This is a genomic window from Oscillospiraceae bacterium MB08-C2-2, assembly GCA_035621215.1.
Lineage (GTDB): Bacteria > Bacillota > Clostridia > Oscillospirales > Ruminococcaceae > WRAV01.
In genome coordinates, this window is record CP141729.1 from 1,245,966 (window position 1) to 1,267,444 (window position 21,479).

A 21,479-nucleotide genomic window follows, 5' to 3' on the forward strand; every position below is an offset into this window, starting at 1 on the left:
CATGCATAAAATCAGCAGTCGTTTTGCCTCGGGCAGCCCGGCTCAAGCACTTTACATACGTTTGTATTGCGCTTCTGCTCCTGTTCTTGAAGGCGTGAAGCCCGCCCTGCTCTTTAACCTGTTCAAAGATGAGCAGACTGTCTGGGAAGAAGTTGGGCATACCCTTCTGGATGATTTAAGGTTGGATGCATTTTGCGTTTATCGAACAAAAGAAGGTTTTTCTACTTTTCTCTTTTATCGAGCAGCTTCCCTTCAATCTCATCTAAACCGCCCGGAAATTAAGGCGTTTTTATCCTCCCGAGGCTATCCTGCCTCTGAATACCTCGCCGATCAGCTGAACTCTCTCAAGGAGCAATACCAAATACACCAATATCCACACGAAATTGGTATTTTTCTGGGTTACCCTTTGGCGGATGTCCGGGGATTCATTCTTCACAAAGGGCGGGATTATAAACTGCGGAAATACTGGAAGGTTTATGGAGATGTGAAAGAATCCCTGCAGCTGTTCACCCTCATTGACTTGGCAAAAAGCCGGGCTTTGCAGTCGGTGGCGGCATATACCTCATAAGCATGATCGTTACTATGATTCCCATTACAATTGCTAACTTTTGAAAGGATGGTATAACAGCATGAACATATCGATTATTTATTGGAGCGGAACCGGTAATACACAGGCTATGGCAGAGCTGATCGCAGAGGGCGCCAGGGAGGCCGGTGCTCAGGTTACGGTTAAGGAAGTCTATTCTGCCTCTGTGGAGGACTTTGCCTCTGCCGATGCCGCCGCTTTGGGATGCCCTTCCATGGGAGATGAATCTCTGGATGATGACTTTGCCGCCTATGTGGATAGCTTGGCTGATAAGGTCTCCGGCAAAAAGCTTGGCCTTTTCGGCTCCTACGATTGGGGCGATGGCCAGTGGATGCGGGATTGGGTTGCCCGCATGAACGATGCCGGTGCTGTTGTAGCAGGAGAAGGCATCATTGTAAACCTCACCCCTGAGGGTGACAGCGCAGAAGCCTGCAAGGAATACGGAAAAGCTCTCGCTTCTATGTAATCTTTTTTACGAACAAACCCCCGCCGTTTTATCCGGCGGGGGTTTGTTCGTGCAGGCGCTTCCACACAATCTATTGGGCCATCCCATGCCCCAATATCCCCTCGGGGTTGCGCCGCCAAAGCACAAAAGGTGGTATTCCTTCGCCAAAGGTCAATTGGACTCAGGAAGAATTACGAAATAGAAAACCTAACAATTTTAATGCTGAGCATAGTATCTATAGTTCAAAACCCCCACCGTTTCATCCGGCGGGGGTTTTTATATTCTGTTTCATAGTCCATGCTTCCTTTTTCAAGCTGCAGTTACTTTTTGCGAAGCTTTTCATATTTATTTTTTGTCGCCATTCCCCCACGGATATGCCGCTCCGATTTGTTTTGTTCCAGAACTACCTTCACGCTGTTATACAGGGATTCGTTAATGGTTTTCAGCCGCTCACTCACATCTTTATGTACAGTGCTTTTGCTTATATTAAACTTCTTTGCAGTTTGGCGAACTGTTGCATTGTGCTTTATGATATACTGAGCCAAGTTGATCGCTCGCTCCTCCGGCATCCCTTTCAAAACGTAACCCTCCCTAATGATAAGTAATATGCTAATATATATGCAGACAGGAAGGGAATATATGTTGAAAAAATCTTGCAACGTTCTGAATGGCAAGCTCTCTCAGTGAAGGCAGACACAAGCACACAAAAACGCCACTCCAAACAGCGGAGTGGCGTTTAAAAACAGGCGGTACAAAGCCAATTTCAGTTCTCTTGCGGATTTTTTCGTCTTTTGAGAAGATCACTTCCCCAGCGGAAGAAAAATACAATATAGCCAAGGCTCATAACGACAATCAGCAGGAGAATGGCAACCTGTATCCATACCCCAAATTTTGGCTCAGTCATGGAAACCCATATCTGAAGCAGCAGCAAAGCCAGATACATCGCAATTTTTACAGGGGCCATACGCACTTTAACAAAGCGCTGGGTGTCCACCGCACGAATCAAAAATACAATAAAGTAGCTGGCGAAGGTGGCAAAAGCCGATCCTGTTGCCCCATATTTCGGAATGAGAAAAACATTGAGCACAATGTTGACAGCCGCCCCCACAAAGGTCGTGACCAAGGCCATTCCATTACTTTTGGCCGCATTGTAGATGGTGCCTAAAAAAGTAACCAAGCAGGAGAAGGAGACAGCCAGAATCAGAAAAGGCGCATACTGCCAAGATGAGTAATATTCCGGGGCCAGCAGGATTTTGGTAATGGGCCGAATCAGCAGAATCAGGCCGGAAGCCGCCATAAAAATAAAGGTACAGTAGGTTCGGAATACATTGGAGAAAAAACGGACGTTTTCCTCTCCCTCATACTCGCTGAAAGCTGAAATCTGCCAAGCCTGAATAAAAATAGCCGAAACCAGTGTGATCATGGTGGGGATTTTGTAAGCAGCACTATAGAGACCGTTGGCCTCCAAGCCCACCATATAGGATACCATATACCGGTCAGAAAGGTTGGTGATCCACCATCCCAGTGCCGTTGGAATCAGCGGCAGTGAATAGCGTAGCATCTCTCTGATTGTCTTTTTATGGATACTGCCAAGCTTTACAAACCGGTGCAGCTTGAGAATCAGAAACAGGCCAAGGGTCGAAAGGCCATCGGAGGCTATTGTGGCCAGAACATATCCTTTTACACCCCAGCCAAAGCCAGCCAAGAACAACACATTAAAGCCCACTGTAGTAATGGTGGTAAACATCCCATCCAGGGCAAACAGCCGCACAAACCCCAAGGAGCGAACAAAGTTGGAGGTCAGAGAGCGCAGGAATGAAGTCAGCACATATAGATAGATCAAAAGAGTGTATTCCGAAATCAGTTCAACCCTATGCAGCAAAGGATACAGTAAAATCAAAACAGCATACCCGGCCAGTTCCACTGCCAAGCCCGCCGAAAAAACCTCTGATTTCCGGTAGGCCTTATCCAGCGTAAACCGGATCACCGATTCAGCCATGCAAAGGGTCACCACCGGCAAAATCAAATTGCAGGTATTGACCACCAAATCCATTGTGCCATAGGATTCCGCTGAAAGCATTCGGGTGTAAAAGGGCATAAGGAAAAACACCAAAAGCTTGGAGCTAAAGGTTCCCAGAGCAAAAACCACGGTATTGGAAACTAGATTTTTATATTTTCCCATAGCGGCTGCGGTTTCACTTCCTAGAGTTGATGTCTGCTCTCCCCTTCTGCAAAACAATGAATACCTTTTGCAGATAAAAGGGACAAAGCCGTTACAGGCGGCGGCGAGGGCGGTAGGAGCTTGTCCGGCGGCGTTTGTTGCGCATGATCATCCAGAAAGAATAAAGGATAATCAAAAGAACAACCAGAACAACAGCAAATTTAAACCAGAAGCTGCCCAGAATGGATTTAAACTTTTCCAAAAACACCAGCACAGGCGTTTCCGCTACCGATTCAGCCGCTACCAGCTTGACCTGCCCAACTTCATCGCCGGAAAGAAGCAGGCGAAGATACCCAACCTCGTCCCCCTTTTGAATGGGAGCATTCAGGCTTTCCGGTACCACCGGAACCAAGGTTACACTGGAGGCCTCAATATCATCGGGAAGCAAAGCGGTAAAGCGTTCTGCTGTCATAACCTGCACAAAATCTTTATCCATGGAAAGCTTTAGTTCCACCTCGGAGACATATTTGCCCTTCTCCACCAAAGCCTTTACTTTAAAGGTATCAAATACCCAATCATACAGCCTCTTGGTTTCGGAAAAGTTCATATCCTGCGCATAGGCGTTACCGCCCGAATCGGCCATGGGTGCCCCCATCACTACCATCAGATAGGTGAAGCCATCCTTGCTGGCCGTGGAGACCAAGCACTTCCCTGCCTGAGGCAAGGTACCGGTTTTAATCCCCTGCAAGGCCGGATAATAATAGCTGCTGGCCGGCACCATCATCTGATTAGTGGTGCGCCATGTCAGATTATCGTGCTTATTGGTGGGCCCGGTTTCATAAGAAGTAGTCGAAACGATATCCATAAATCCCGGCACACTCATGGCATGGCGGGCAATGAGAAACATATCCTTGGCCGTTGTGGTATGGCTTTCATCAAAAAGGCCGTTGGGGTTCACAAAGTTGGTATTGTTTGCTCCCAGCTCCTTGGCCCTCTTATTCATCATTTCAATAAAGGTTTGCTGAGAACCCCCACCCAGATAATCCGCAATAATCAGCGCCGCTTCATTCCCTGAGGGTAACATAAGTGCATAAAGCATCTGGCGCATGGAGAGTGTCTCCCCCATGGAAAGCCCCGCCAGCGAAACCGCACCGTTCTTTTTGACATATTGATAATCGTATAAAAAATCCTGAATATACAGAGGGTATGTTAATAGAGTGCTGTCCAAATCCTCTGTCATCTCCAATGCCAGCAGGCAGGTCATGATTTTGGTCAGCGAAGCGGGATAGGCCGCTTCGTTGGAATTCTTTTCATAGATGAGCGTTTCAGTATCCAGATTATATAGATATACATACTGGGCACTGACCTCATGGGGGGGCGAATAGCTTTGAGCTTGAGCCGTTACTGTCAAAAAAGAACCCAGCACAACCTGAAACAGAAAAACGGCCGCCACCATCAAGCAGTTTTTTTTCACCTGAAAGCCTCCCTTCCGAAATAGGTTGCCCACCATCGGCGCAAACCATCTTGCGCCTGCACAATGCAAGGAGCCACGGCTCCTTGGAAGTGCCTGTGGGCATAATACATATAGTATAGCAGAAACCCGCAGGAATGCCAAGTATGCAGGCGGTAATTGTGCGGCTCTTATCCTAAAATCTTTAAGACCAGCGCCTTGGCAAAGCCAGTGGAAACAGTTGCTTTTTCATTTACGTGTTGATATACTAAAAGGGCTTATAAGGTATAATAACTGCAAAGCATTTATCATACGTTCCATTTTTATGCCCGGCCTATGGCCATGGGCAATTATACCATAACGCTTCGCTTTTATGGTATAATAACCGCAAAGCGTTTATTATACCTTCCATTCTTATGGCCTGCCTTACGGCGATGGCCAAGTATACCATTCACTGCGCTCACGGTATACTACACGCAACACAACGGATGAGGTGACTGTCACGATTTACATAACGGGCGATATACACGGGGACCTTTCCCGCTTTAATACAAAAGGAATGCGCCGCCTCCGCAAGGGCGATACCTTAATTATCTGTGGCGATTTTGGCTTTCTGTGGGAGGATAGTAAGGCCGAACAAAAGGCTTTGCGCTGGATTGGCAAAAGGCGTTACAATGTCTTGTTTGTAGAAGGTACCCACGACAACTTGGACTTGATTGAAAAATACCCTGTCACCGATTGGATGGGCGGTAAGGTGCGAGAAATCTCCGGCAACCTGCGCCAATTGGTTCGCGGCAGTGTTTTCACGCTGGAAAACAGCAAGCTTTTGGCTTTTGGAGGCGGAGACAGCGTCGATGCAGATATGCGGCATGCCGGCGAAACCTGGTGGAGCCGGGAACTGCCCACCCCTGAGGAAGTGGAAATCGCCAGACAGAATCTGGCCCTGCATGAAAACAAGGTGGATTACATTATAACCCACCAGCCCAGCAACAAAATTCACGGGGCTCTCACCATGAAGGATAATGAGCCAAATAATTTGGATGTATTTCTGGATGAGGTTCTGCGCAATTGCAGTTTTACCCGCTGGTATTTTGGCCATTATCATCTGGATCGACTGATTCCGCCCAATCAAGTGGCTGTTTTTAAAGAAATATTGCCGGTTACCCGGAAATAAAAAGGGCTCAGTTATCAGGATTTCAGCCATTTAGGACCGTGCAGGAAAAATAAATGTAAAATCTTGTCCATTTTTTATTAAATATTGGTTGACAACCTGAATTTGATATAGTATAATAAATTCCGTTGCTGATTCGAGTGCATACGACACAGCAACATGTGTGGGAGCATAGCTCAGCTGGGAGAGCATCTGCCTTACAAGCAGAGGGTCACAGGTTCGAGCCCTGTTGTTCCCACCACCTTTTTGGCCCGGTAGTTCAGTTGGTTAGAACGCTAGCCTGTCACGCTAGAGGTCGAGGGTTCGAGCCCCTTCCGGGTCGCCAATTTGCCTCTGTAGCTCAGTCGGTAGAGCAGTGGACTGAAAATCCACGTGTCGTTGGTTCGATTCCGACCGGAGGCACCAGCCGCAAGGTTTTTTGCGGCATTATTTGCGGGTTTAGCTCATCTGGTAGAGCGCCACCTTGCCAAGGTGGAGGTAGCGAGTTCGAGCCTCGTAACCCGCTCCACAATATTGTAAAAAGGTCTATCTTTTGATAGGCCCTTTTACAATATAATAAGTGTATAAAAGGTAGGCTTATGTGTGTTGGTCAAATCTATTGGGTATATTTAGGTACATCTAAATATAGAGTGCTCATTTTAGAAACCAATGGAGAAAAATACACAGTTTCAAAATTATGTCAAACTCCTAAAACGGAAAATGGGTTTTGTTATATAGGGCGAATATCTGGTTCAGATCATGAATATCGAGTAGATATTGATAATTCACGCACTATACAAACTCGATCTTTTCTATCCTACATATGTGACTTACCTTTAGAATTATTTGACAATGTCTATCAAGAGTTTATAAAATCAATTCAGCGTAAAAAGAAAAAGTGTTTCTCAATAGCTTTAAAGGTAGCACCTAAAAAGCATTTATTTAAAAAGCAAAAGAAAATTATAAAATATAAAAAAACATTTGCTAATTATGAGCGAAAATACTATTCAAAGCAAACTTGGTTACCGTTCGGAAATACTCGAATCCGGGTTTTTCGAGGTTAAAAGTATATAAAGGAAGGACGTACCTCTAATACGCCCTTCTCATATATAAACTTTGCTCCATTTCTTCACAGAATCCGTTCCTACCCCTCAGCCTATGGTTGCTCTACAGCAGATTTTGGCCATCTTGGAGTGTATGCAATAGCTGTTACTGTGTAGCAATTAAGCTGATGGTGCGCAGAATGCACACCTCTCAAAAGCACTATGTATCACTTCTGTGGTGGATATTCAGTTGTGGTTTTGTGAATGGAGCAAACACCTTCTTTCTTTGAGGCAGACTATTAATTCCTGTCCCCTATAGCAGTCCAGTCTTATTAATCGGTTGCTGGATGCTGGATCTATTTAAACGCATGGAGCGTCTAAACCAAAAAAGTACAAGAGCCCACAGTCGTTACCACACTTTGCCAGCGGTGTAACATCTGTAAGCTCTTGCAATCTATCTTCAGTCATGATAGAATCACGACAAGAAGGCTCTCACAAGTCTTAGCAGATGCTCGTACATCTCTAAGGCGCAAGTCTGGTTGCTGCGCTAACAGTGGCCAGACCGTGGGGGTCTTATTTTTTTGTCAAAATATTGTTCTTGCCACCTAGTGTAGCAGAAACCCTTTCCAAGCGCAATACCTTTTTTATCTTATGTATCATACCTTTTTGGAATAACGAAAGAATATTTGCAATAAAAGAAAAAAGTAAATTGAATTAAAATAACTGTCACCCATGTTTACACTAGAGCCACAATTGACTTTCTGGATAATCCTATAGAGCATTTACATAGTTCTGTTTTGATTACCTGATTATACTATACACTAAATTACGTTCACAGTCTATTATCTTTATACACTAATTCGAGAGTGTAATTTTGTTATTTCTATACACTTGATTCCGTTCACATTTTGCTTTACAATACTTTTATAAAGGTAGGTGACAATAAACATGCCTATGATATATAAACTTGATGTTTTGAAGGCATTAAAAAAAGCTGGCGTATCAACTTATAGGCTACGTAAAGATAAATTATTAAGCGAATCTACTGTACAGAAATTAAGAACTGGATATCCAATAGCATGGGAGAATATAGAAGCGATCTGCGCCTTGTTAGACTGTCAGCCGGGGGATTTATTAGAATATAAAAAGAGCTAAATTTGCATAACAGCACAAGTCTCCGTGTAATGTTAATTAAAACAGCAGGTAGGGAATAAATACCCCTTACCTGCTGTTTCGTTATAATTTTATTTCTTAACAAAATCCTTGTCGGTTATAATAACGTAACCTTGGTTGGATTCAGTTGTAAATTCAAGTGCTCCATCTTTAAATGTATAATCTGGGCTCTCTATTTTGGAGTAGATATTGTCTTTCTGATTGTAGTTATAAAAAACTAGGCTTTGGGTATTTAGACCGCTTAACTCTGATTTGTAAATCACTCGTAGACTGGCATTAAACTCCCCTAAATGTCCAATGTACACAACATACATTTCATTTGTAAAGTGCTTCTGGAAGTACTCTTTAATTTCTGTGGCAATTTTTTTTGTTGAATCCGTTGTGTTATCATCTATCGAGGTACTACCACTACTCTCAGAACTTGACTCCTCGGAGATGTCGTTAAAATAAACAAGGTTTTCTTCATAGCTTGCAGTACTTGAACTACTTGAAGAACTGCTGCTTCGATTACTTGAGGCACTAGTAGATGCATATGGGCAAACACCATTAGTATGTAGATGTGGAGGATTGCCACCACAGTGGTAATGATAACTTCCTAATCCAGAAACGTTTTTATTATCCTTATGTCCGCCACGTGCGTCTGTCCTACCGGAATGTGCAAGGGGAAAAAGAGATATTGAAAATGCCATAACAAAAATTAGTAGTATACTTATAATTCGTTTCATTTTAAACCTCCTTTTTTGTATAGTATATCATTGCAATACGAAAAAGGCAAATTTTTACAAATTTTATTTAGCTGATATTCTTAAATTATGTCTACTTCTCTGCGATTACTTATTCTCGAGCTTCTTTCCGATATCTTTGTTTGGGCTAAATATAAATATGTTTAATTCATCTAGTCCAATAACTAGCTTGGCTGGGGCTGGGCATGAGATGGCCATGTGTTTTAGATTACAGGTAGTGGTAGCATATCGCCGTTTTGCATAAGAAAAAGGCCACCTATTCGATGGCCTTCTACAGTAGTCCAAATTAAATCCAGCGGCTTTTCATTCTCAGCTACTCAAAAATGTTTTCTATTGGTGGACTTGGTTCCCAGCCCAATAACTTAATGTTATATTGCTCGACAAGTTCTTTTTCACTTATTTCTCCACGCCTAGTAATTTGACCGTCTTCTTCAATATACGACGCATTGGGAAAGGCATGGTCATAATTTGTTTCATCCACATCCCCCATATAATACCAATCTGGACCGGGATCATAATATATTTCTTTGTAGTCATTAACTCTCAGTAGAGAAATTCTCTCATTACCACTAGCTAAATATTTTTTCCATTGGCGGAACTTTCCCCGTCCTTCATCCATTCCTATTCCATTATATTCGCATATTAAAGAATCCTCAACAATTACTTGCATCCCATCTATTTCATATACTAAATGAAAGGGAAACTCTCCATATGTTATTTTGGGAGAAGGAGGATCTGGCAAAGAAAGGGTTCCAAAGTAAACAGTTGCCCATGGAAATAAAAAATATCCAGTTACTAAGAATGCCGTTGCTACTGCAATAAATAATGTCTACATGATAAATTTTTTTATCATTTATAACCTTCTTTCTGTAATGCTTTTCTCACAGCTTCCATATGATGATTTTTTGTTAAAGTACTTATTCTTCGTTTGGGTCTGTCCCACCAATGAATTCTGTATGGCGATGGTAAATACACAGTTGCACCGATTGACGGGCTACCTACGGATTGATGTAGAATTTCATCCTTCACTATATAATTCGTCATACTTGCAGTATAGTTATCTTTTTCCAAACCGTATGTACTATAGTTTGGGTTTGCTGGATTAAAAGTAATGCAATTTTTATCATTGGCCATCGCATTCAAAATAGCTTCTGCGCCACCTTTCGAATGTCCAACCATTGTTATCTCGTTATCTTTATGGCTAGACACGAAGTTAGTCGATTCAGTAATCGAATCTTTTGCATCATCCGAAGCGCCAAAAGGCTGCTGAAAATTATTTCCCCAATTTCCCAAGTTGCTGGTGCCTTTATTAACTAAAGCATATTCGATTGTTCCATCTTCTTTTTGTCTCGAATATACTCCCATTTTTAACCCCTCTTTGTTAGTAATTACGTTGTCTAATTTCCAACCTCCAGAGAGCTTACCCGTTTCCTCATAAATATCTTCTGCCATATATGCAGCTTCTGCTACCGTTGGAGCAAGCCCAGAGCTATCGATGAACATTACCGGATTATTTCCACAGTAAGTATACCAGTTCAACCCATCTCTGGCACCATCCTCGGAAGTAAACCGCCCGCTGGCCGGCACATAGCTCCTGGCCCTTAAATAAACTGTCCCGGCCTCCCGGTCAAAATACTCCCCGCAATAGCGGAAAGGATTCCCATCCAGCTTCTCCGGGTTTTTCTCCACCCCAAAGGCATCGTAATCATAATTCTTGAGGGTGGTTTCCTGTTGATTGGTTCGCTCCACCACATCCCCATGGGCATTGAACAGGTAGTATTGCAGCTGCCCGTCCTGCTCTCTGGCGATGAGGTTTATGCCCCGCAAATACCGTGCGAATATCCGGCCACTTTCACCATACTCCGCCACTATGTTCTGCCCATCCCAGATGTGGGTATGGCTGGTGCCATCGGCAAAACACTTTTTGTGCCGCAGGCCATCCGGGCGGTAGACATAGCTCGTTACCAAGGTATCCCGATACAGGCTTACAAGCTGATTAAACCCATTATACCCTCGCTTTTCCAGAATGACAACATCCTGCCCGAACTTATCCGAATAAAAGCCGACCCGGCCCGGTTTCTTTTTTTCAGGGTCGCCCTGAGGCGTGAGCCGTTCCCATTCCCGATAAAGCTGGTTGCCGTTGTAGTCGTAGCGGTAATGGAAAATCTCCCTTGCGCCCTTGTGGTCGGTTTTAGTTTCGGTTTCCAGACGGTTTCGCAGGTCGTATGTGTAGGCGGTAACAGTGTTTTTGCCGGATGCGTCGGTGACCGTCATGCGGGAGCGGTTGGAGAAGCGGTCATACTGGTATAGAATCCGATTGCCACCTTGCTCCTTTTCTTCGGTGAGTCGGCCAAGGCCGTCATACAGATAATCGGTGGTCTTATCCGCTCGCCCAGAACCCTTGCTGAGCTTGCGAGCTTGGTTGCCGTCCGGGAAGTAGCTGTAGTGGTAGGAGGAACGATGAGCACCACTTTTTTTGTTGGTTAGCTCAGTCACCAGATTGGCGGCGTTGTAAACATACTCGGTGGTGATGCCGCTTTGTGGATAGACAAGACTTTTGCGGTTTCCGTTTTCATCATAGGTGTAGGTGGCAAGACTGTGGCCATCCTTTTTCAGAACCGTAAGCCGATTCTGCCTGTCGTAATCATAGGCAAGAGACAGCTCTGTAACGCCATTCTTACGGAGAATGAAGCTTTTGCGGTTGCCGCACAGATCGTAGGTATAGCTTTTGCTGACCGTATTGGCGGAGCCGGAAAGGCAGACCTCGGTTTGGGAAAGCAGGCGGCCCATGCTGTCGTAGGCATACCGGATGCGAAGCTGGCTGTTTTCCTCCATGGCTGTTTGCCCGGTTTTGGTATAGACATACAAGCGAAAGGCATCCGCCTGCTTTTTCTCGCTGTCGGCGGCTCGCTCACAAAGCACTCTGCCCAAGCCATCATAGGTATAGGTGGTCAGGTCGCCGTTGCGATCCTGTTTGGTGCGCAGCTTTCCGTAAGCATCGTAGCCATAGACTTCGGTACGCCTTTCAGGATTGGAGGGGTTGGGGCTGTTGCCAATGGGATCGGTCATGGTTTGTACGCTGCCAAAGCGGTCATAGGTATAGGTAGTCTTGGCGGCTCCGGCGATGGAACTGCCCAGCATACCGGTATACACAACAGTTTTGTTGCCAAGTGCATCGTACTCGAAACGGGTACGGGTTTGGGTGCTGCCGTCATATAGAATGGTATCCACCACCCGGCTGCAACTGTCGTAGGTATAGCCGGTTTCCCGCCAAAATCCGTCACCCGCAAGGCTTTTCTGGCTGGTGACCTCACCGGAGGGATTGTAGGCATACCGAGTAATCATCCTTTCGGAGCCGTTTAAATCCACCGATTGCTCCAGCAGTCTGCCTGCGGCATCGTGCAGAAAGGTGGTGCTGTTCCCCCGAAAATCCCGGAAGTTTTGCTTGTGACCCAGCGGATTGTAGCTGGTAACAGCGGTAACCGATCCACTCTCGGTCGTTCGGGTCTCGGTTTCCATTCTGCCGGCATAATCATAGGCCCACAGGGTGATATTCCCCAAGGGGTCGGTCTGGGAAATCCGGTTGCCTGCCTGATTGTAGGCGTACCGGGTGACGGCGGCTCCCACCGCTTCTTCCCGCACCCTTTCCAACACATCCCTGAGTACTGTGGAAATCACAGTGGGGGAGTTGGCATCACCGATGACCTCTTTGGTATCTTTTCGCAGTCCCTGGGCCGGGTCAAAGGCATCATCATAGCTGTATCTTTCTTCGTATGGCGTTATGCCCGGCCCGGTTGTGGTCTTGGAAAGGATACGGTCGAAGGCATCGTAGGTATAGGCGGTGGCGGTGGTGCCTTCTGTGCTGTAAGCATATTCACTGGCAAGGCGATTCCGAGCATCATAGGTGTGATAGGTGAGGCAGGTTTCGGGGTTCTGGACATAAGTCCGCTGGATTTTGCCCAGAGGGGTGTATTCCATGCGGTTCTGCCGCAGCAGCTTGCCACTGGCATCCTTTTCCGATACCACAATGTGGTTTTGCGCATCGGAAACCACATACTGGGTTTCTTTGCAGGCTTGATCGGGGTAGGTCTCCCGAATAACCCGGCCAAGCCTGTCGTAGGTATAGTTGGTCACCCGCCCGCTGGGATCGGTCACTCGCAGTGCCCGCCCATGGGCATCCCTACTGTATTTCTCCACCACATCGGGCAGTACTGCGCCGCCTGCATCCTTGAGGCCAATGATTCTCTTTTCGGTTAGGTATACGCCATTATAGATGCTGCTGTCCAGTTGGGGGTTGGCGTTGCTGTAGGAATAGGCAATTACAGCATCGTCCGGGGAAGGCGTAAGGTTGAGGTTGGCATAGTGCCGCTCACTGGAAAGATTGTTGTTTGCATCATACTGATACTGTGTGGCCTCTTTGAGGGTTTCCACGCCGTTTTTCTTTTCATAGACCTTTTTCCACTCCACCAGCTTCTGATCGGAGCGCAGTAAGTATTCCTCCCGGATCTGGGTGGAGGCATCTTTATCCCATAGTTTGCCGATGGGTAGATTGTAGGCGGTATCATAGGAAAAAGTGGTGATACCTTGCAGGGGTAGGGTTTGGGAAAGAACATTCGCTTTGGAATCATAAGTCCAGTGAGATTGCATCGTAATGGTTTTTCCGTTTTGCATACGATTTGCAGTTTCTTCAATGATCAGATCATTGTCGTTGTACCGGAAGCTTTTGGAGGCCACTACGCTTCCGTCTGCTGTGTTCAACCGGGTTTCTTGGCTGGTGCACAAGTGCTTTGGGTTAAACAGATGGGTTGTATATAGCCCGGCGGAATCCCAAACATGCGCCCCGCTGACATAGTATCGTTTCATTTCCTTTTCGCCGATGGTTTGCGTATAGGTCTTAACCTCAAAATCGAAGGTTTCCTTGTCAACCGGATTGGTATCGTGTTGGCTGGTTCGGCTTTCACGGGAGCGAATGGCAAAGAAGGCGGTTTTGGCTCCTTCCCTGAAATCTGCTTCCTTGGTCTGATAGGTGAATACACTCTGGGCCCCTGTGGGATGAGAGATTTTGGTCAGATTCAGATAGGTAAGCTGGCTGGCGTCTTCATCCCAAGAGGATGGAAAGAGATAAACCTCCGCTACATCGGGTGAATAGGTGTATGCGGTCTTTTGGCCCAGAGCATCCGCCGATTCCACCAGTTTGTTCCCTCTGTCAGCCTTATCCACCACATAGGTGTATTCGATTTGGCCGGTGGCTGTGTTTTGCCAAGAAAGGGTGGTTTTGTTTTCGGAGCTTTCCCTCAAAAGCTTGAAGGTGCGCCCAATGGTATCGGTGATCGATTGCAGACCATTTTCGCCAAATACAAAGGAAATGCGGTTTCCAAAGCGATCTTCAATGTAATTCAGTTTTTTGTTTTCATGGAAATGCGCTGTTTTGCCGTCCTTATACTCAACCTTGTAGCGCTGGGTCTGGGAATCCTTTCTGATGCGAATATCAGAGAGGGGATAGGATTTTTCATCGGAGGTGAGCAGATAGTTGCCGCTCTTGCTGAGCTTATAGGCCCTTCCATCCCCTGTATGCAAATAGTCGTAGAAATCTACATCCAGGCTTTTATCTTCGGTTGGAACGCTCTCGATGGAGGGGAAGCTAAAGCTCCATCCATGCCCCAGTCCATACAGGCCGACATTGTGGTTGTTTGCACGGGTGCCGTTCCCATAAGAAACATAATCGGCCTTGGATTCTTCTTTTCTAAGGCGCAGCTTATAAACTATTTTTAGTTTGCCGTTGCCATCCTCGGCGTATTCCACATGCTCGTCATCCTCGTAAAGCTCCCGGGCATTTTGTGCGGCTCTATCACGTATGCCAGCGGATTGAAACGGCCCGCCAATGTCTAGGATATTGTCATCAATGATACTGATGACTTTTCCCTTTTGTGATGTTGTAATATCAAGATGCAGATAGTAAAAGTACTGCTTCCCTCTTTTGCTTTTAATGGAAATGTCCTCAATATTGGCACTGGCCGAATCATACTGTCTTGCAACAACAAGGTCAAAGCCGTTTTTACCGGGAATGACCAAATCGTTCACCGAATACCGTAAGGAACCGCTGTTGAGTGAGATGGCCTCGCAGTCATCCCGCTTATATTGAAAGGGAGCCTCCACATATTCTTTGGGATCGCCCTGTTCCGGCAGATCAGGGATGCTTGATGTTGTAGCGTAGGATGCCATAGCCGATATGGAAATTTCTTGCCGCTGAGTATTTTCTATCAATTTTTTTTTATTCTCCATGGTCTCAAAATCTTGATTATCCATTTGTATGCCTCCTTATCACGATAATTTGATGTCAGCGTTTCCGGTCTGCAAGGCAGTAAACTGTACGGATACTACTAGACCGTCCCATTCATAGCCTTTGGTAAGGGGCTGGGTGTATCTGAACTTCACCTGACCGGCCTTTTGGGAAACCAGTTGGATGGCAGGCTTGTAGGTCTTGCTGACAAAATCGCATTTTCCAGCGGATGTTTCTGAGCCAAGCTCATCCAGCCTCAGCATGGTGGTGGGATATTCTAAAGCCATAACAATGCTCTTAAAATCATCGATATCCTTCGCATGAAGCTGCACTGCATAGCTGGAACCGACTTTAGCAGCAAGGTGAAGACTGTCGTCCCGGTAGAATACGGGAACAATGGGAATCACAGCAGACTGCTGATACTGGGAGCTATCCGTTGAGTTGTATCCCTTGATGCGATATTGAGCGGTTTTCTCATAATAGGGAATCTGGTCGGTGAAGGTAAGGTGCTGCTTGCCATCCGGTGTATACCAATAATCCTTCGGAACAGTACGTCCAGACGGATGGGTGGCCGACTTGCCGGGGCCATTATAAGCACCCACAAAATCTTTGCTCCCCAACTTTCTCTCCAAAACATAGCCAGAAGCGCCATAGAGATCGCTCCAGACAATACCCGCAGATTCGCCCTCATAAAGCGTAAGTACATGGATGCACGGCGGCTTGTATTTTGCAAGACTACGGGGTAACGTATTCCGCAGTGAAGAGGTTAGGTATTCTGAATAATCATCACCGCTGAATGCACGCACACGAAGAATCACTTTCTTTTTGTAGACCGGAAGCTCCACGGTATGGGCAAGGTGGGTCTTGGAATCAGCGGGAAGGTTTTCAAGCTGCTGCCACGTGAGCCCCAACTCCTCAAATTCAGTCCAAGTGAGATGAGGCCCATCCAGACTGCCCCAAGTTAAGCCGTAAGGCGCCTGATCCTCAAATTCCTGCCACGTCCAGCCTCTGGCCTCGATCTGTATCCAAGTCAGGTTTTCGCTGTCAATTTGCGCCCAGTTCAGGCCAACGGACGGTTGCAGCTCGAAATCCTGCCAGCTCCAGCCTCTGGCTTCCATCTGAGCCCAAGTTAGTCCCGTGCTGTCAATGTTCTGCCATGTCAGCCCCTGATCCGGTGCGGGTGTTTTTTCTCCTCTCCCCTTGTAGACTGTAAAACGCACCGGCAGGCGCTTAATTTCTGACCAGTTTAGATTTTTCTGTTCAATTTCCGCCCAGGAACGGTTGTGGTACTCGATGTTCCGCCAAGAAAGCCCCTGTGCAGGCAGTTTTTCAATCTGCGCCCACGTTAGGCCCTGCGCATCGATCTGAATCCAAGTTAAGCCCGCTTCGTCCATGTCCGCCCAAGTTTTGCCGATCAATGCCGCTTCAAAATCCTCGTCATAATGAATATCCAGCTCGTAACCCTCTGCATCCTCCACCGACTCCCAGCTTATGCGAGCCATGCTTTCCTCATAGAGATCGGGGATGTGCAGACAGGTAGGTCTTGTCAACATATGTTCTCCTCCTTTCGATAAAGAAGGCCGCCACAAAATGGGCGGCCTTGTGTAATTGTTGTTTGGATTGGGGTTTGATTTTCTATGCTGACACAAACGTGCATTTAAAAGATGCCGCACGTTTATCTTGTGTATCACCTGTAATCTTATTTATGGTTACACTGCCGTCAATACCGATATATGCAAGGCCAGATGTAACGTTCGCTCCACCGGTAACACCAAACAATGCCGCAGGTATATACAATCCAGATGACGGCCTAAAACCTACAGGTAAGGTTGCAAGAGATGTGCCGATTGGGATTGCCGTGCCATCCGTTTTAACACAATCCAATACGACAATCACAATATCCTCCTGAGTCTTGATGCAATAATTACTTTGTCCGTCACGGCCAGAAACTCCAGTTATAAATGACAAATTGTTCTTTTGTGGCGGCTCGGCGGTAGCAAGGCGTTTCCAAGGCTGCCATGTTAGCCCTACCGCTGTGCGCATATACATCGTATTTTTTACAGCGTTTGAAACACCCATTGCTATCTGTGTGCCATAACCTCCCGCGCCTCCGGTCAGATAAGATATGTGAAAATCATTTCCCGAAACCGGTAGATTACTGGCGTGTCTGCTCACACTCCCAACATAGGGGTACGGTGTGTCAGGTGCATCGTACAATGCCTGCGACATGGCCATAAATTTCACAGTATCGTTTATGTTCACCTTATTTGCCAATTGTGAATCAACAGCAGTAAAAGCATCGTTATAATCCCTCATACTGGGCTTGTCGTTCGCCTCCCATTGCGGGAGATTATAGTTGGCTGTTTTCTTTGAGTAAGACATATTTGAAATTCCTCCTAAAGTGTAAAGTAGCACATCAATTAGAATGCGCTTTTGAAAAGAATATGCATACTTGGAGCTTCTACCGTCTGGCACACTACATCGAATACAAAGCAAGGCTGGTGAGTATCACAGTGGAATATGTAAACCCTGCCTATACCAGCCAAACCCGACCGGCCTGCGGGGAACGAAACCACGCAAAGGACAGATTGTATCAATATCTGAATTTGACTTTAAAAACTTGACATATATCTATTTTGCCAAAAATGTAGCATTAAAATATAGCCTTTTTATAGTCGATGGAAAATACACCTCAACACTTCCATCTAAGCGTATATAAGCATGCCCATAATTGCTGGTATTCCCACTCAATTCACGTGCAAGGCATATACACATAATATTTCTGCTGGGGCGGTATCCTTCAGGTAATGTTGCAATGATAGAACCGGATATTATATCACCAGCATCTTTTCGCATACAATCGATATTGAGGGACACAACTTTATCTTGGGATTTAAAGTATGTAGATTCTCCTGCACTTTTATACTCGGTAGCAAAAGGAATGGCAAGTTCTTGTAGAGGCTCGGCGGTAGCGAGTTCTTTCCATCCGCTCCACGTGCTGTTGTAGCGAGTGCCGAAATATATTCGCTTATAATATAGGCTAATAGCAATGCAAGTTTGATATTTGTCGCTTTCCGAGGTCAAGGGATTGAGAATAAACGTATACCAACCCACACCGCCGCCCACAACTGTAGGAGCGTTGGTGACATTCGATCCGCAATACCATCCACCTGCATTTTTGGCCATAACAGTCAACCAGTCTTGGTTTGAGATATCGCTTGCGGCTTCACCCAGCCCATATCCTACATTTACCTTATTTGTCAATTGTGAATCAACGGCAGTGAAAGCTTCATTATAATCCCTCATACTAGGCTTGTCGTTCGGCTCCCATTGCGGGAGATTATAGTTGGCTGTTTTCTTTGAGTAAGACATATTCAAAATTCCTCCTAAAGTGTAAAGTAGCGCATAAATCCGAATGCGCTTTTCGGATTTACACGCCGTTTTAATTTATAAACATATGTTCTATATTAAATTATAGCATTGAAATTTTACTATGTAAACAGTTAATTAAAAATAAGATTTTTTACGCTCAACAACAGTTTGCAAAAATAACCCCATATATTAGCGCCTTTAAATTTAGAAAAAGCCCCGCATCATTGCGGGGCTTTGTTATGCAGGTATTCGTTTAAGCTGAATATTTTGCCTGTCAAATATCTTATCAAAGTCTGCGTTTTCAGAAAGCCATTCACTTTGTTTGTCAGCTCGCAGCACTACCGGCATACGTTCATGGATATCGGATATCGATTTATTGGCTGCTGTCGTGAGGATTACAAATCGAGGAATGTCTTCTCCCTTAAACTGCTTATAAATCCCGGCCATATACAGAGCCTTTTGCTCTTGTAGAGTAAACAGGTATTTATTTTTATTACCTTTAGTCTTAGGGGTTTCAAATAATGTTAATTGGCTATTTTCTTCTCCCCATTCATAAAAGCCAGTGGAGGGAATCACACAGCGCCAAGCAATCACACTATCCCGAAACATTTTCTTTTCGGTGATTGTTTCGGCCATTGCGTTAATAATCACACCCGAACCCTTAAAATGAGGGAAGCCCCATTGCATGATAGTTGGGATCTGCTGCCCCCCTTCGGCAGCAATAACCGGTGCTATGTTGGTTGGGTATATTTCGCCTGTTTTAATTGATTGGCCATAGAGCTTATCGCTAACCTCTTGAATAATCTGTTGAATCTCTTTTGCTTCTGCCGCAGTAAAACTGTAACGTCCACACATATTCGCTCTCCTCGATTTTGACTCGTTTGTACCCTTTATGACTAAATTCTTCCCTGTTATTTTTATAATACTACCCTTGTTAGTATGAATTGATATGGGGTATAATGGAATAAGTTTACATATATACGAAAATCGTTCAATGCTATGTTAGTACCGTAATGCACAGTTCAGGTAACTACAAGTTAGGCGAAAATAATCGGTAAATAGTGAGGTCGTATAAATGAACTATTTGGATGTTGAAAAAATGGAGGCTTTCATTCAATCGGCAAATATCAGACAAATATCAAAAATATGGGTTAATACTGAAAATATAGTTTGTACTTGGGGTATGTATACTCTTGAAGGATGCTTCCGCGCTATTGATATCTATATTCCTGAAATAAACGAATTCATTGACATAGCAAAAGTACAAAGTAAAGCCTATAAAAATAGAGAAGAAAGAAAGGGTATTAAGCCTGACAGGATAAAGCCACAAACATATGATTATTCACCTCTGGGATTTAAGTTAGAAGGTGTAGAAGATGTTTTCCCGGAAATCATTATCGTCAAAAATAAATTCCGAAAAGCTTTTATGACCGTCCCATCTGGTGTGGAAAAAGCTGAAGCATGGCTTTACCCCTCAGCATTAAATGCGGGAGCAGATTCTGATGTTGAAGCGCTTATATACTTTAAAAGTCAGGGTGAATCGTTTGTTTCATCAAATGATTTAAGCGAAACATGGAGAAAAGCAATCTGTTCTGACGTTGAAAGAGGGTATATATATAATAAGGATGCAAAAATTATAGAGAAAGCTAAGAAAAAAGATATATCATTGGTTGAGCTTGCAGATCTATTTGAACATTCAATTATGCACCCATGTTTTCTAAGTGCCCGAGATGAAGAAGAAGATTTTATATATTCAACTTTTTTTAGAGCAATGGAATGGTTTCAACTGAATGAATACGAACCATGGGCTAATATCTACGCTCAAGAAATATCAACGTTGTATCAAGGTGGAGTTGACCAAGGCTATTCATTGTTACCGTTGTTTTATTATTGTAGATCAGACTTGTTGTTAAGTAAAGCTTCAAAGTTTGGGTTAGAAGCTCTATTATATGGATTATGCGTGGGAAATATTGATTCCTCTAAGCCGTGGAAGCAGTATTGGGATGAACCAGACAAAGCTAAAAGAGATGCTACTTACGTTGATTATGTGCCAACTGCTAGTGTAATTGCTTTCGCTTGGCAACGTATCAACCCAACAAATATAAACAAAGAAGTTTTGGATCAAGCACTATTATTATTGTTCCAAACTCAATTGGTATCAGGAGCTTGGCCGTTGACGTCAGACGATGATAAAGGAAGCATTTTCTCAACTTGTTTAGCAATGACAGCCTTATCTGTAACAAAACCCACAGGATATCAGAGGTATGTTGATAGATCCAAAGAATGGCTATTAAGTCAGCAAAATGAAGTTGGCTGCTGGTATATTCAGGGCGCTCCAGCGATAATGATTAATATTTTGTGCCTTGAAGCCATAAGGCTGGCCGAAGGTAGCAAACATGTAACATATTTGGTTAAAGACTATCAAATTGACACCTCTCTCTTTACCACCAGCATTAGAAAACAAACCGATAAATTTATAATTTTTTGTGAGGGCAATTCTGGCTCAATGAAAAATTCAAATTTTGATGAAAAGTGCTATACCAAAATTTTTTCATTAGAGTTTCCAAACTCAGTATTTTGCTCAGTTGGCTCATGTAAAGATATAGAGTCAGACGATAAATTGTTGTTCGAAACAATTAAAAAAGTAAACCCTTATCACATAATCATTAAGCTGATAGATAGAGATGATCGAAGCTTGGAAGAAATTGAAGTACTTAAACTGCAAGGAATAACGGTACTATCTTTACGTGAACTTGAGTCTTACTTGCTCGAAGATGAAATTATTGAAAAATTATGTATGGTTTGTGATAAACTAGAAAAAGCCGATGAAATTAAAGTAATCAAAGCCGACGCATTAAGACAGTCTATTACTCGTGGTAATCCTACAGATGATTTAAAGTCCGCAGCTGGTTTGTTTTTTACTGAGACGAAGAAAGCTTTAGGGTTAATACAATGCGGAAATGATACGGTGTCTTTTTTGCGTGATACAATGGCTCCCCTACTGACCGAAGAAACCAATACCTATAAACTCCTCAGGAAAGATATTTTTGGTATTTAATAAGCAATATTTATGAAT

General features: G+C 44.5%; 17 protein-coding genes and 4 tRNA genes. 11 read left to right on the top strand and 10 right to left on the bottom strand.

What is annotated here, in order from left to right; all coding sequences use genetic code 11:
• Position 1 precedes the first annotated feature (1 nt).
• Positions 2–568, top strand: coding sequence for a DUF3793 family protein (locus U6B65_05550; protein ID WRS28597.1), 567 nt, complete (start codon positions 2–4; stop codon positions 566–568).
• A 61-nt stretch (positions 569–629) separates the two neighbouring features.
• Positions 630–1,052, top strand: coding sequence for a flavodoxin (locus U6B65_05555; GenBank protein WRS28598.1), 423 nt, complete (start codon positions 630–632; stop codon positions 1,050–1,052).
• 299 nt (positions 1,053–1,351) lie between these two features.
• On the opposite strand, the gene spoIIID is transcribed toward U6B65_05555, so the two are convergent.
• The 3 genes from spoIIID to U6B65_05570 form a co-directional block, all read right to left on the bottom strand.
• The gene (gene spoIIID, locus U6B65_05560; protein ID WRS28599.1) at positions 1,352–1,609 is read right to left on the bottom strand and encodes a sporulation transcriptional regulator SpoIIID; all 258 of its coding nucleotides are present in this window, start codon (positions 1,607–1,609) and stop codon (positions 1,352–1,354) included.
• 185 nt (positions 1,610–1,794) lie between these two features.
• Complete coding sequence (locus U6B65_05565) at positions 1,795–3,213, bottom strand: oligosaccharide flippase family protein (GenBank protein WRS28600.1); 1,419 nt, start codon at positions 3,211–3,213, stop codon at positions 1,795–1,797.
• A 91-nt stretch (positions 3,214–3,304) separates the two neighbouring features.
• Complete coding sequence (locus U6B65_05570; protein ID WRS28601.1) at positions 3,305–4,666, bottom strand: D-alanyl-D-alanine carboxypeptidase family protein; 1,362 nt, start codon at positions 4,664–4,666, stop codon at positions 3,305–3,307.
• A 469-nt stretch (positions 4,667–5,135) separates the two neighbouring features.
• Here U6B65_05570 and U6B65_05575 point away from each other — a divergent pair, with 469 nt between their 5' ends.
• From U6B65_05575 to U6B65_05605, 7 genes are all read left to right on the top strand, one after another.
• Positions 5,136–5,816, top strand: coding sequence for a metallophosphoesterase (locus U6B65_05575; protein WRS28602.1), 681 nt, complete (start codon positions 5,136–5,138; stop codon positions 5,814–5,816).
• Between the two features lie 162 nt (positions 5,817–5,978).
• Positions 5,979–6,054, top strand: a tRNA-Val gene (locus U6B65_05580).
• Positions 6,055–6,061: 7 nt separating this feature from the next.
• A tRNA-Asp gene (locus tag U6B65_05585) sits at positions 6,062–6,138 on the top strand.
• Between the two features lie 4 nt (positions 6,139–6,142).
• Positions 6,143–6,218 (top strand) — tRNA-Phe (locus U6B65_05590).
• 27 nt (positions 6,219–6,245) lie between these two features.
• A tRNA-Gly gene (locus tag U6B65_05595) sits at positions 6,246–6,321 on the top strand.
• A 70-nt stretch (positions 6,322–6,391) separates the two neighbouring features.
• Positions 6,392–6,856: a hypothetical protein gene (locus tag U6B65_05600; protein ID WRS28603.1), complete on the top strand. Its 465-nt coding sequence runs from the start codon at positions 6,392–6,394 to the stop codon at positions 6,854–6,856.
• Between the two features lie 927 nt (positions 6,857–7,783).
• Complete coding sequence (locus tag U6B65_05605) at positions 7,784–7,990, top strand: helix-turn-helix domain-containing protein (protein WRS28604.1); 207 nt, start codon at positions 7,784–7,786, stop codon at positions 7,988–7,990.
• Between the two features lie 89 nt (positions 7,991–8,079).
• On the opposite strand, the gene U6B65_05610 is transcribed toward U6B65_05605, so the two are convergent.
• From U6B65_05610 to U6B65_05630, 5 genes are all read right to left on the bottom strand, one after another.
• The gene (locus U6B65_05610; GenBank protein WRS28605.1) at positions 8,080–8,733 is read right to left on the bottom strand and encodes a YHYH domain-containing protein; all 654 of its coding nucleotides are present in this window, start codon (positions 8,731–8,733) and stop codon (positions 8,080–8,082) included.
• 331 nt (positions 8,734–9,064) lie between these two features.
• On the bottom strand, positions 9,065–9,493 hold the full coding sequence (locus U6B65_05615; protein WRS28606.1) for a hypothetical protein: 429 nt from the start codon (positions 9,491–9,493) through the stop codon (positions 9,065–9,067).
• A 107-nt stretch (positions 9,494–9,600) separates the two neighbouring features.
• Positions 9,601–15,057 carry an RHS repeat-associated core domain-containing protein gene (locus U6B65_05620; GenBank protein WRS28607.1) on the bottom strand — a complete coding sequence of 1,819 codons (5,457 nt, stop codon included), beginning with the start codon at positions 15,055–15,057 and terminating at the stop codon, positions 9,601–9,603.
• A 15-nt stretch (positions 15,058–15,072) separates the two neighbouring features.
• Positions 15,073–16,584: a cohesin domain-containing protein gene (locus U6B65_05625; GenBank protein WRS28608.1), complete on the bottom strand. Its 1,512-nt coding sequence runs from the start codon at positions 16,582–16,584 to the stop codon at positions 15,073–15,075.
• An 82-nt stretch (positions 16,585–16,666) separates the two neighbouring features.
• The gene (locus tag U6B65_05630) at positions 16,667–17,413 is read right to left on the bottom strand and encodes a hypothetical protein (GenBank protein ID WRS28609.1); all 747 of its coding nucleotides are present in this window, start codon (positions 17,411–17,413) and stop codon (positions 16,667–16,669) included.
• 62 nt (positions 17,414–17,475) lie between these two features.
• Between U6B65_05630 and U6B65_05635 the strand changes: the two genes are divergently transcribed.
• Entirely contained in the window at positions 17,476–17,655 is a 180-nt protein-coding gene (locus U6B65_05635) for a zinc ribbon domain-containing protein (protein WRS28610.1), read from the top strand.
• Between the two features lie 7 nt (positions 17,656–17,662).
• Here the strand turns inward: U6B65_05635 and U6B65_05640 are convergent, their stop codons facing one another.
• Complete coding sequence (locus U6B65_05640; GenBank protein ID WRS28611.1) at positions 17,663–18,403, bottom strand: pyocin knob domain-containing protein; 741 nt, start codon at positions 18,401–18,403, stop codon at positions 17,663–17,665.
• A gap of 237 nt (positions 18,404–18,640) precedes the next feature.
• Positions 18,641–19,258: an SOS response-associated peptidase gene (locus U6B65_05645; GenBank protein WRS28612.1), complete on the bottom strand. Its 618-nt coding sequence runs from the start codon at positions 19,256–19,258 to the stop codon at positions 18,641–18,643.
• A 220-nt stretch (positions 19,259–19,478) separates the two neighbouring features.
• On the opposite strand from U6B65_05645, the gene U6B65_05650 reads away from it, so the two are divergent.
• Entirely contained in the window at positions 19,479–21,461 is a 1,983-nt protein-coding gene (locus U6B65_05650) for a hypothetical protein (GenBank protein ID WRS28613.1), read from the top strand.
• Positions 21,462–21,479 lie beyond the last annotated feature (18 nt).